Here is a 12,779-nt window from a genome sequence, read left to right as displayed (position 1 = left end):
CTTTTCGTCAATTACCCAAACAAGCCACCTAAAAAAAGGAATTCAACCATGGCAGCACAAAAAGAATTATCAGGCGCAGGCCTACGTGGTCAAGTCGCAGGCAAGACCTCGCTATCGACAGTTGGCAAATCAGGCTCAGGTCTGACCTATCGCGGCTACGATGTCTCTGAGCTGGCGGACAAGTGTATCTTTGAAGAAGTGGCGTATTTGCTACTGTATGGCAACTTGCCGACTCAAAGCGAGCTTGATGCTTATCAAGCCAAACTCAAAAAAATGCGTGGCCTACCGCAAGCGCTAAAAGACGTACTCGAGCGCATTCCAGTGGACTCGCATCCTATGGACGTACTGCGTACAGGCTGCTCGATGCTAGGTAACCTTGAGATGGAAACCGACTTTGATCAGCAAAATGATAAAACCGATCGTATGCTGGCGGTGTTTCCTTCTATCATCAACTACTGGTATCGCTTTAGCCATGACAACGTGCGTATCGAGACCGAAACGGACGATGCTACTATCGGTGGGCATTTCTTGCATCTACTCAAAGGCGAGAAGCCAAACGAGCTACACGAGCGCGTGATGAATGTCTCATTGATCTTGTACGCTGAGCATGAGTTCAACGCCTCGACCTTTACCGCCCGCGTCTGTGCATCTACGTTATCGGACATTCATTCTTGTGTTACAGGTGCGATCGGCTCACTACGTGGGCATTTGCATGGCGGTGCCAATGAGGCTGCGATGGACATGATCGAGGGCTTTAGCTCACCTGATGAAGCCGAGAAAGAAATGATGGCCATGCTCGAGCGTAAAGATAAGATTATGGGCTTTGGTCATGCAATCTATAGCGAGTCGGATCCGCGTAACGTCGTCATCAAAGGTTGGTCTGAAAAGCTGGCGGCTGACGTCGGTGATGAAGTGCTATACCCAGTATCGGTACGCTGTGAGGAAGTCATGTGGCGCGAGAAAAAACTGTTTTGTAATGCTGACTTTTTTCATGCCTCAGCCTACCACTTTATGGGCATCCCAACCAAGCTGTTTACGCCCATCTTTGTCTGTTCACGCTTAACTGGCTGGGCGGCACACGTGTTTGAGCAGCGCGCCAACAACCGTATCATTCGTCCAAGCGCGGAATATACGGGCGAAGAGCTGCGCTCAGTACCGGACATCGGCGCGCGCGGTTAATTTTCTTAAATAACAGCGATTTTTAATAACCCTTCTTAGTAAGGATGATCCGTCATGACAGACAACAAACAGCCGTTAACGCAAGTTAATCCGCAAACCATGAACGATAAGTACAAAAAACCCTTGCCCGGTACCCAGTTACATTACTTTGATGTCGAGCAAGCGGTCAATGAGATCGAGCCTGGTGCTTATGCCAAGCTACCTTTTAGCTCAAAGGTATTATGCGAAAACCTCGTACGTCGCTGCCCACCTGAGGATTTGACCGAGGCGCTAGCGCAGCATATCTACCGTAAGCAAGAGGTCGACTTTCCTTGGTATCCTGCCCGCGTGGTATGCCACGATATCTTAGGTCAGACCGCGTTTGTCGATTTGGCAGGACTGCGTGATGCCATCGCAGCGGAAGGCGGTGATCCTGCCAAAGTAAACCCCATCGTACCGACGCAGCTGATCGTTGACCACTCATTAGCCGTAGAGCATGCTGGTTTTGAAGAAGATGCGTTTGAAAAAAACCGTGCCATCGAGGAGCGCCGTAACGAAGACCGTTTTCACTTTATCAACTGGTGTCAGTACGCCTTTGACAACGTCAACGTGGTACCGCCTGGTAATGGCATCATGCACCAAATCAACCTAGAAAAAATGTCGCCAGTAGTACAAGTTGTCGCGGATCAAGACGGCGATGCCATCACCTTCCCTGATACCTTGGTCGGTACCGATAGTCACACCCCGATGGTCGATGCGCTTGGCGTTATCTCTATCGGTGTCGGCGGGCTAGAAGCCGAAAGCGTGATGTTGGGCAACCCTTCATACATGCGTTTGCCAAACATCGTTGGCGTTGAGCTGACAGGTAAGCTGCAAGAAGGCATTACTGGTACCGATTTAGTACTAGCAATGACGGAGTTTTTACGCGAGGAAGGCGTGGTCTCAGCCTACCTAGAGTTTTACGGCGAAGGTGCGCGCAATCTGACTGTTGGCGACCGTGCTTCTATCTCCAATATGACGCCAGAGTACGGCGCAACTGCTGCGATGTTCTCTATCGATGAGCAAACCATTGATTATCTGCGTCTCACCGGACGCTCAGAGCAGCAAATCAAAATCGTAGAAGCTTATGCCAAACAAGTTGGTCTGTGGGCGGACGGCCTAAAAGATGCTGAATATGAGCGCGTGCTGCATTTTGATTTATCGAAAGTGGTACGTAATATCGCTGGTCCTTCACGTCCACACGCTCGTGTGTCAACGACAGACCTTGTTAAGGAAGGTATCGCCCACGGTGAAAATGAAAAACTACCAGAACCAAAAGATGGGCTAATGCCAGATGGCGCAGTCATTATCGCTGCTATTACTAGCTGTACTAACACCTCAAACCCACGCAACATGGTGGCCGCTGGTATCGTCGCCCGTAACGCAGTAGAAAAAGGTCTTATTCGTAAGCCTTGGGTCAAGTCGTCACTCGCGCCAGGCTCAAAAGCCGTTAAGCTGTATTTAGAAGAAGCCAACCTATTGCCCGAGCTACAAAAACTGGGTTTTGATGTCGTCGCCTTTGCTTGTACCACTTGTAACGGTATGAGCGGTGCGCTCGACCCAGAGATCGAGCAAGAGATCATCGAGCGCGATTTGTTTAGTACCGCCGTATTATCAGGTAACCGTAACTTTGATGGTCGTATCCATCCGTATGCCAAGCAAGCGTTCCTCGCCTCGCCACCTTTGGTTGTGGCGTATGCTATCGCTGGTAATATCCGTTTTGATATCGAAAAAGACTCACTCGGCAAAGACCAAGATGGCAACGATGTTTATCTAAAAGACATCTGGTTTGAGGATAGCGAAGTCGATGCTATCGTGGCTAAAGCTGTCAAACCTGAGCAGTATAATGCCGTCTATATCCCAATGTTTGATGAAGCCAAAGCACAGGCAGGTCGTAATGAAGCTTCTGTCATCGACCCACAATATGACTGGCGTGAGATGAGTACCTATATCCGTCGTCCGCCGTATTGGGAAGGCAAGATGGCGGCGATGAACCGGCTTAAAGGCTTACGTCCACTAGCGGTACTTGGTGACAACATCACCACCGACCATATGTCACCATCTAATGCGATTATGGGTGATAGCGCCGCTGGCGAGTATCTTGATACCATGGGCTTGCCTGAGGAAGACTACAACTCGTACGCCACGCACCGCGGCGATCACTTAACCGCGCAGCGCGCCACCTTTGCCAATCCAAAACTGCTCAATGAGATGGTACGTGACGAAGACGGCAACGTCATTCAAGGGTCACTTGCGCGCGTGGAGCCAGAAGGTCAAGTCATGCGTATGTGGGAAGCGATCGAGACGTATATGAATCGTGAGCAGCCACTCATCATCATCGCAGGTGATGGCTATGGCCAAGGCTCAAGCCGTGACTGGGCTGCCAAAGGCGTGCGTCTTGCTGGTGTGGAAGTCGTCGTGGCTGAAGATTTTGAGCGTATCCATCGTCAAAACCTCGTCGGTATGGGCGCTCTCCCCGTACAGTTCAAACAAGGCATCAACCGTGAGACGCTAAATATCGATGGCAGCGAAGTGTTTGATCTCGAAGGTGAGGTATCCGCTGGCGGCGAGATGACGCTAGTTATCCATCGTAAAGATGGCACAGTCGATAAAGCGCCTGTTATTTGCCGTTTAGATACGGCTGATGAAGTGAAAATGTATAACTCTGGCGGTATGCTGCAGCGCTTTGCCAAAGAGTTCTTAGCGGGTGAAGTGGCCTAAGCGTTTTGAGCGTTTAAGGTTTAGCTTGTAAGTTATAAATAACCGATGTTGTATAGAGTGTCTATATGGCATCGGTTTTTTTAAGCTTATACTCTCTAACTATTTGAATTTGGCGTAGGCTGGGTTTTTAACCCAGCATCACAATTTTGCAGAGTTACTATAGATTGTATTTTATTAAAATTTTATATTAAGAGAAATTTTATGAAAATTATCAGCTTTACAGACGCTAATAAAGACTTTAAAGCCGTTTTAGATACGGTGAATAATGGTACCGATGCAGTAGTCATAAATCGTCAAAACGATAATGATGCGGTTGTTATGTCGAGTGCTCATTACAATGGTTTGATGGAGACGCTGTATTTACTAAAGTCATCTGCTAATGCTGCCCATTTGGCTAAGTCTGTTGAGCAGTATAAAGCTGGCAAAATGAGTTTAGGATTGCAGTAATCCTATCTAAAATAAAATGGTTCAACTCTACCAGCCTCGACTTCATCGTGAGCGATGAGTAATTGACGCACAAACTCATAAGACAAGTCAGGGTTGTCTTGCATCATACGTTTAATTTTAGCTGAGCTTTCTTTGTGCTTTTTATTTGTTGTCATAATCTTCTCTATTTTCACCTTTATTTATATTACCAATAATACATAATCAAATCATAATTATATTAAGGACTCCTAGTAATGACACAAGCCACCCAACCCAAACCAAAATTCGCCCCGCAAATCTCCGTCCCTGCCACCTATATGCGCGGCGGCACGTCAAAGGGCACGTTTTTTAAATTATCCGACCTACCTGAGCGTTGCCAAGTTGCAGGCTCGCCGCGAGATAACTTCTTACTACGTGTTATCGGCAGCCCAGATCCTTATGGTAAGCAAATCGACGGCTTAGGTAATGGCAGCTCTAGCACGTCAAAAACGGTTATTTTGTCTGAAGCAAGACAAGCTGATCATGACGTCAATTATTTATTTGGACAAGTTAATATCGCAAAGCCCATGATTGATTGGGCGGGTAACTGCGGTAACTTAACCGCCGCCGTGGGTGCTTGTGCGATAAATATGGGTATTGTTGACGCGGATAAGGTTTCTAGTAGCATGGATGTCGATGCCGATAGTGGTATTTGCGAAGTGCGTATTTGGCAAGAAAATATCGGCAAGACCATCATTGCTCATGTGCCTATATACAAAGACGCAGATGGCAAGGTGCAAGTACAAGAAACGGGCGACTTTGAATTAGACGGCGTCACCTTCCCCGCCGCTGAGGTCAAAATTGAATTTATCGATCCGGTTGACTCATCCAGTGACATGTTCCCGACCAACAACCTTGTCGATGACTTTGATGTCTCTGGTTGTGGCCTCGATAAAGACAGCGTCAAAGCGACCTTTATCAGCGCAGGCATCCCAACTATCTTTATGAAGGCAGAAGACCTAGGCTTTAGCGGTACAGAATTACAAGGCGATATTAATAGTAATGATGCACTATTAGCCAAGTTGGAAAAAATTCGTGCGCGTGGCGGCTTGGCGATGGGATTGTTTAAAGATGAGAGTGAGGCACAAGCGAGCCAACATATCCCCAAGATCGCTTGGATAGCACCAGCACAAAGCTATACCTCGTCTAGTGGTAAAGAAGTTAATGCAAATGATATCAATTTAGTGGTACGCGCGATGAGCATGGGGCAGCTGCATCATGCGATGATGGGTACCGCAGCGGTCGCCATTGCGGCAGCGGCCACCACGCAAGGGACATTGGTCAATGAGGCGGCTGGCGGTGGCGAGCTGTCCGAGGTGCGTTTTGGTCATCCATCAGGGACGCTACTGGTCGGCGGTAAGACCGAACAAGTCGACGGCCGCTGGCAAGCTAAAAAAGTGTCGATGAGTCGCTCAGCCCGCCGTATTATGACAGGCGAGGTATTTGTACCAGCGGATGCGTTTTGATTTGATAGGCTGCAGACTACTGTTAAATAAAGCATAGCGCGACACCTATATGCCAACTTCTCCCCAACCTCGCCGCGTGATGTTAGACAAAAAGCCGCCAGTCAAAAAGACTGAGCGGCGCGCTTTATTGTGGAATATCCTCAAAAAGCTGGCGGTGTTTGCCGCGCCTTATAAGCTTTTAATCATTGCCACCTTGATTTTAACGGTGCTTGGATCCTTTACCGCGCAGGTCAATGCTTTTGTGTTGCGTTATGCTGTCGATACTTTGACTGAGATTGCCACACTTGCCGAGCCTTGGGAAGCGGGCGTACGTATGCTTGGCATTATCAGTGCGGTACTACTGACCAAAGAGATACTGTCGATATTTATCTCATTTGGGCAGCGCTTTTATGGTGAAAAGATTCGCATCAATCTCTCGCGGGATTTATCACAAAAGATTATCGAGCGTATTTTGACTTATCGCATGGCGTTTTATACCAGTAGTGAAAACGATAGCGGTAAACTACAAACGCGTATTGATTATGGGGTTAGTAGCCTAACAAGTTTGGTGCAAAACTTCTTTATCGATATGCTACCGCTGTTTGCCAGTGCCATTGTCTCGCTTATTATTATGTTCTCAACCAACTTTTGGATTGGTCTGGTTGGGCTGTTTATTATTCCGATTTACTTTTTTATTAGTCAAAAACAAGCCAGACGTCTGCAAGGGTTTCGTCGGCAAATGCGCGGCTTTCGCGAAGCCAAAAGCGGACTGGTTATCTCGATTATCAACTCAATTAGTGTGGTCAAATCCTTTGTCCGCGAGCCTATTGAAGCGCAAAAGCATCTAAAGATTCAAAAAGAGATGACCGATAATCAGCTGCGTATTCGCAGTATTGGCTTTATCTATGACGCGATTAAGACCTTTATTGAGCAAATCGGTGTCGTGGTCATCATCTTGCTGACCTCTTACTTTGTATTGCAGGGTCAAATGACCATTGGCATGATTTTATTTCACGTTATGCTATTTCAAAACGTCGCCGCCCCTATCCGTCAATTACACCGCATCTACGACCAGATAAATAATGCATTGACCTATGCTGAAGGCTTTTTTGATATTTTAGAAGATGATAAGCAAATTGAGAATATCGATGGCATCAGTAGTAAAGATCTAAAGGGTCATATCGAGCTTAAACATGTCGACTTTACTTATCCGAATGGGACGCAAGCGCTCAAAGACGTCAGCTTTGAGATTCGCCCTAACCGTATCACTGCGCTTGTGGGGCTTAGCGGCGCGGGCAAGAGCACCATCATCAATCTATTAGTCAAATTTTATGAGCCAGATGCTGGCATGATTTGCTTAGATGGTCATAATTTAAAAGACTGTGATACTCATGACTTACGTCAGAATATCGGTCTGGTATTACAAAGTAATCATATCTTCTCAGGCACTATTAGTGAAAACATCCGTTACGGCGATATAAATGCGACTATGGATGACATTATAGTCGCAGCAAAAAAGGCTTCGATTCATGAGCAAGTGATGCAATTAGCAGACGGTTACGAGAGTACGGCCAAATCGCTATCGGGCGGTCAGCAGCAGCGTATTGCGCTGGCACGTATGTTCTTAAAAGATCCACCGATTGTATTTTTGGATGAGCCAACGGCGAGCCTCGATGCCATCGCCAGTCAACAGGTCAAAAAAAGCTTAGATCTTATCAAGCAAGATCGTACGGTAATTATGGTGTCGCACAATATTGCACAGATTATTGATGCAGATGATTTGGTAGTAATAGAAAACGGTCAAGTGGTTGAGACTGGGACGCATGAAGCGCTGTATGATAAAGGCGGTAAGTATTACGAGATCTTTAGTGCCATGTCCGATAGTTTAAATCTAGATAAGATCAGTCAGACGATTCAGGGTTAGTGTCTTATAGATTATTGCAAAAAGTGCGTTTTAATAATAATCTAAGCGACGTCGTATGCTGGTGCTTTTAGCCTAGAACTATAAAATTAAAAGCATTAAAAATGCGCCTTCATTCAAACGCATTATTATCATCTCATTTGCAAAAGCCAAAATATTATGACCACCCAATTTTCTATAAAAACCTTTGATGAGTTAACCTCCGTCGATATCTACCATATTCTAAGAGCGCGCTCGCAGGTTTTTGTGGTGGAGCAAAACTGCGCTTATCAAGATATGGATGAGCTTGACTTTGATTGCTTGCATCTCGTCGCGCATCAAAACGAAGCGCTCGTTGGTTACTGTCGCATTATTCCGCCTGAATACAACAGGCTCAGATCTAACTTGAGCGCCGCCGATACCGATTCGCTTAAAACCGCTATGTCAGCTATTGGTCGCGTACTGGTATTATCAGAGCATCGCGGTCAAGGCATAGCAAGGCAGATGATGATTCAAGCTATCGCTCATTGCCGCAAAAAATATGGCAAAAAGCGTCCTATTATTATCTCCGCACAGACTTATTTGCTCAGCTTTTATCAGTCCTTAGGGTTTGTTCCTGAAGGAGATTACTACCTTGAGGATAATATCGAGCATGTCAAGATGGTGCTGCGAGTGGCCAAAAAGAGCAAAGTTAAAAAACCGCCGTCAGGAGGCTCGGGTGTGGCAAGTAAGGTTTTGGGTGTGCTGCTTTTACTCTTTAGCCTGATGTTTGTCGCAGGTCTGATTTATTTGATGACATAAGATAGCCATTTGTTGAATCTAAGCTGTCGAGTATCCTATCGGCCATAAACGTCGGCGCAAAGAAGGCATTCCAGTGCTAAAAGCCAAGTTTCGCGCCAGTTTGGCCACACGTTTTATTGACAGTCGCTGTGCCGATTTAGAACAAACACAGGTCAATGAATTTATGGATTTATTTGTCGCCGATTAATGATTTAACGTTTTTATCAATCACCCGTTTTACCTATCTTTTACCAAGGTATCGACTCCCCAGCCCAATCGACAAAACCACCAGATTGAGCAGCGCTCATCGAATCAAGCACGGCGAGTAAACGCGCCGCACTATAGGCAGGCGTGAACAGCTTTTCGTCCGCCACATTGCTCTGAAAAGGTGAAGACAGTTGGGTATCAACTGTACCTGGCTGCATGACCACCACGCAGACATCCTTTAGTGACCGCCTCCATTCAATGCTCAAATTCTTCATACCCATATTTAGCGCCGCTTTACTTATACGGTAGCTGTACCAACCGCCAAGCCTATTATCACTAATACTGCCCACACGCGCCGATATGGTCGCAAAAATGGCAGGGTTGTCCGCACTACGTTCAGATTTTGCGAGTAATGGCTTGATATGCTTGGCAATCAGTAGACTGGCTAAGGCATTAATCTGCATACTCTGCAAAAAAAAGCCCGTTTCCAGTTGTCGTAGCGCTTTTTCTGGTTGATTGTGTGGTGTATGTAATAAGCCGACACAGTTAATCACCCAATCAATATGAGTGGTTTGTTGCTTGATATCAGCAATGGCTTGTTCGATACTATCCTCATCGCTCACATCCATCGATATCCAATACAAATGATCTGCCGCAAAGTCAGGCTGACTTTTGTGATAAGTGGCATATATCTTGGTATGTGCTGTATCAGTATCGCTTTGCTCATTAGCCAGATGTTGCCGCTGCAGGAGTGCTTGCACCATCGCCTGACCGATACCACCGGTGCCACCAATGATCAAATAATTTTTTTGTTTCATAATACCGCCCTTATGGTTATCTGTATTATAGGCTACTGCTTATGTTCATTTATTTTGGCGCATTTATTTTACATTTACTATGAAAATACGCTAAAAATAACCGAAGTCACCGCCATACGATCGATATACGCTACAATAATCATTCACACAATCAAACTGATGATTGTTGACCAACGCTTTTATACGGATATCTTATGCTATCACCCCAAGACCAACTGACTGAGCTGGTGCGCACGCTTGAGACGCAGCAGCATGTCTTTGCAACCGACCCACTACTTATCACCGAAAAGCTGCAAGGTGAGGATGGAAAACCTATCCAAAAGCTGCACCGCCGCGCCTCACGTATTGATAGTAACGGTGCGCTGGCAGGGGTGCTTGGCAAGATTGATGGCCGCATCAAGGGTATCATGATAGTCATGAGTGTGGTGTGGTGCATCTCAGGGTTTCTAGGACTGTTTACCCTACTTCAGACCAATGTGGTTAATTTCTTTTATGTGCTGGTCTGCTTGCTTGGCTTTCATACCGTTATGCTCTTAGGCTGGCTTGCGATGACGCTCATCAATCAAGGCAAACAGTCGTCCAATTGGTTTGCCAGTTTTGTCAGCCCCAGCTATCTTATTCGTGGTAAAGACGATGTGACCAAAGCAGCCGTTGACTTGTACGAGCGTCAACTACAGCACAGCGGTATGCGCTGGTATTTGGGGCGTTTTAGCCATCAATTATGGCTCGCTACCTTGACGGGTATGCTGCTGGCCATTGTGTTTTTATTGATTGTGCGTCAGTACAGCTTTAGCTGGGAGTCGACCTTACTGTCTGATCAGGCGCTTATCACGTTGACTCAGATACTCGGCTGGCTGCCAAGCTTGGTAGGGTTTGACGTGCCAGACAGTACCGCTATCGCCCAAAGCCGCATGGTGACTGAGGCGATGCCGCTGTCTGCCGCGCGGCAATGGGCGGGGCTGCTGGTAGGAAGCTTGCTGATGTATGGTATCGTACCTAGAGCCATCGCTTGGGCGTTTTGTGCGTTGATGTTTCGCCGCAAAAAAATGCGCCTAGATATCAAGCAGCCTTATTATCAAAAAATTTTGAATTTTTGGCAGCGTCATGTGGTGGATGCTGATGATTTTAAAGAAGCACCCGCTCCTGTCGCGCCAAAAGCGACGGTCAGCACTGGCAAAAAACTGGTGGCCCTACTCGAGTATCCAGCCAAGCAAGACAACTGGTGGCTTGGGGGTCTGGATGCCGATATTAATGATAATAGTGAGATAGAGGATTTCGGTATCGTTGATGACCGCGATGATATGGAGCGCTTGACAAGCTATCTTGATAAGCACCCAGTGCAAGTATTATTAGGCGTTCATAGTAATGCGCTGCCTGATCGCGGCACCCTGCGCAAACTCGATCGTATCGCAGAGCATGCGGCAGACGGGCTTATTATCCAGCTGCTTGGTGATGGCACTTTGGCAAAAGACTCGGTGCAGACGATAGCAAACCAAGACACTCGCTATCAACAGTGGCAAACCGCGCTTGCGGCGCGAAACATTGGCCTAGTGGACAGTTAGTCACGTTTTTTGGTATTTGCACAAAAGCGCTAGCGTTTATATATATGAATAATACGGAAACATAAAATGGATAATAATAAAACCAATGGTCAGCCCGTCGGCCTATTTGCCGATAAAGCCCTAAAAGACGAGCCTCATGTAGGGTATGTAAAGGCCGCGCCAACAGCATCTATGCAGACCCCCGCCACTGAAGAATCAAACGACTTGACAGCGCACGCTGGCAAAAAAACAACCATCGCCAGTGGCGAAGCGCTGAAACTGGCAGTCGTTGGCCATACCAATACAGGTAAAACCTCTATCCTGCGCACACTATTACGTGATGTTTATTTTGGTGAAGTCAAAAATGAGGCGGCCACCACGCGTCATGTTGAGCAAGCCAAACTCACAGATAGCCAAACCGGTGAAGACTTGGTCATACTATATGATACCCCTGGCCTAGAGGACGCTTCAGGGCTGATGGATTGGCTAGAAGACAATACGGCCAGTCGCCGTGATGGTATTGAGCGTTTGCAGCAGTTTTTGGCCGCAGATATTGCCCAAGGTGGTGATGCCCTAACGAGCAGTGGCGGCAGTGACGACTATAGCCAAGAAGCCAAAGTGATTCGGCAGTTGCTGGCAAGCGATATGGCCATTTATGTCGTCGATGCGCGTGAGCCGGTACTCGGTAAATACAAAGACGAGTTAGCTATTTTATCGTGGGCGGCGATACCAGTGATGCCAGTATTTAATTTTACTGACAGTCAGGATGCCAATATCGATGAGTGGCAAACGATGCTGGCAAGACGCAATCTGCATATATCGACGCGCTTTGATTCCGTCGCCTTTGAATTTGAAGACGAGATGCGCCTATGGCAAAACTTGGCTACCATGCTGACGCACTCAGAGATGCTTGAGCAACTGATGACACGTCGAACAGAGAACTGGGCGCAGCTGTATGATGAAGCCAATATCATCATTGCCGACTTTTTATTAAATGTCGCCGCTTTCGTTTATGAAATCAATGAAGATGATGACCCAATGCCCATACTTGCACAAATGCAAGAAGCGGTGAGGCAAAGCGAACGGGCGATGCAGCACAATTTGCTCAATTTATATAAGTTTTATGATAATGCGGTAGCAGCCACCCCACTTGAATTACAAGCGTACCAGCAAGATCCTTTTGACCCTGAGCTGCTCAAAAGCTATGGTATTCGCACCACATCGGGCGCGGCAGCAGGTGCGCTATTAGGCTTGGGTATTGATGCGGCAGCCCTTGGCACGACGTTGGGATTGGGCGCTGCCATCGGTGGTATCGCAGGTGGGTTGTTGTCTAATACCAGTAGCATTGCTGATAAAATCACTGGCGTAAAGCGCTTATATATCGACCCTGCCACCCTAACCTTACTCGCCACGCGCGCGATAGACTTGCTCACCGCCCTGCGCCATCGTGGTCATGCAGCAACTGATGCCACGCAATTGCTATATAAAGGTGAAAAACCCAATATAGAGCAAGCGTTAGATGACGACGGCCATACCGTCACACCATGGCCGACACACAAACTACCAAGCGAGCTCAAAAAAGCGCGCGGCAAACCGCAGTGGTCATCGCTTAGTAGCGGTAAATCCGAGCAGGCTCAGCTATTACGTGCCGATATGGCGTGGTCGCTGGCGAGCAAATTACAATCACGTGAGTCTGAGTGATCAG

Annotated in this window: 10 protein-coding genes; 8 read left to right on the top strand and 2 right to left on the bottom strand. The window is 47.1% G+C overall.

Annotated elements, in window-relative coordinates; genetic code table 11:
• Positions 1–48 precede the first annotated feature (48 nt).
• The 3 genes from prpC (at position 49) to JFC05_RS03465 (ending at position 4,365) form a co-directional block, all read left to right on the top strand.
• Positions 49–1,179, top strand: a complete 1,131-nt coding sequence (prpC, locus tag JFC05_RS03475) for a bifunctional 2-methylcitrate synthase/citrate synthase (RefSeq protein ID WP_198335787.1) — start codon at positions 49–51, stop codon at positions 1,177–1,179.
• Positions 1,180–1,278: 99 nt separating this feature from the next.
• Positions 1,279–3,918, top strand: a complete 2,640-nt coding sequence (acnD, locus tag JFC05_RS03470) for a Fe/S-dependent 2-methylisocitrate dehydratase AcnD (protein WP_198335838.1) — start codon at positions 1,279–1,281, stop codon at positions 3,916–3,918.
• Between the two features lie 201 nt (positions 3,919–4,119).
• The gene (locus tag JFC05_RS03465) at positions 4,120–4,365 is read left to right on the top strand and encodes a type II toxin-antitoxin system Phd/YefM family antitoxin (RefSeq protein ID WP_198335786.1); all 246 of its coding nucleotides are present in this window, start codon (positions 4,120–4,122) and stop codon (positions 4,363–4,365) included.
• Between the two features lie 2 nt (positions 4,366–4,367).
• On the opposite strand, the gene JFC05_RS03460 is transcribed toward JFC05_RS03465, so the two are convergent.
• Entirely contained in the window at positions 4,368–4,520 is a 153-nt protein-coding gene (locus JFC05_RS03460) for a hypothetical protein (RefSeq protein ID WP_198335785.1), read from the bottom strand.
• A 78-nt stretch (positions 4,521–4,598) separates the two neighbouring features.
• Here JFC05_RS03460 and prpF point away from each other — a divergent pair, with 78 nt between their 5' ends.
• From prpF to JFC05_RS03445, 3 genes are all read left to right on the top strand, one after another.
• Complete coding sequence (gene prpF, locus JFC05_RS03455) at positions 4,599–5,849, top strand: 2-methylaconitate cis-trans isomerase PrpF (RefSeq protein ID WP_198335784.1); 1,251 nt, start codon at positions 4,599–4,601, stop codon at positions 5,847–5,849.
• Positions 5,850–5,928: 79 nt separating this feature from the next.
• Positions 5,929–7,752 (top strand): ABC transporter ATP-binding protein, encoded by a 1,824-nt coding sequence (locus JFC05_RS03450; protein ID WP_198335837.1) that lies wholly within the window; start codon positions 5,929–5,931, stop codon positions 7,750–7,752.
• 156 nt (positions 7,753–7,908) lie between these two features.
• On the top strand, positions 7,909–8,529 hold the full coding sequence (locus JFC05_RS03445; RefSeq protein ID WP_198335783.1) for a GNAT family N-acetyltransferase: 621 nt from the start codon (positions 7,909–7,911) through the stop codon (positions 8,527–8,529).
• Between the two features lie 227 nt (positions 8,530–8,756).
• Here JFC05_RS03445 and JFC05_RS03435 read toward each other — a convergent pair whose 3' ends face one another.
• On the bottom strand, positions 8,757–9,533 hold the full coding sequence (locus JFC05_RS03435) for an SDR family oxidoreductase (RefSeq protein WP_198335782.1): 777 nt from the start codon (positions 9,531–9,533) through the stop codon (positions 8,757–8,759).
• A 194-nt stretch (positions 9,534–9,727) separates the two neighbouring features.
• On the opposite strand from JFC05_RS03435, the gene JFC05_RS03430 reads away from it, so the two are divergent.
• Entirely contained in the window at positions 9,728–11,095 is a 1,368-nt protein-coding gene (locus JFC05_RS03430) for a DUF2868 domain-containing protein (RefSeq protein ID WP_198335781.1), read from the top strand.
• Positions 11,096–11,266: 171 nt separating this feature from the next.
• Positions 11,267–12,775, top strand: coding sequence for a DUF3482 domain-containing protein (locus JFC05_RS03425; protein ID WP_227697392.1), 1,509 nt, complete (start codon positions 11,267–11,269; stop codon positions 12,773–12,775).
• Positions 12,776–12,779: the final 4 nt, after the last annotated feature.

The sequence above is a fragment of the Psychrobacter celer genome (assembly GCF_016107555.1).
GTDB lineage: Bacteria > Pseudomonadota > Gammaproteobacteria > Pseudomonadales > Moraxellaceae > Psychrobacter > Psychrobacter celer.
This window is presented reverse-complemented; position numbering and strand designations above follow the sequence as displayed.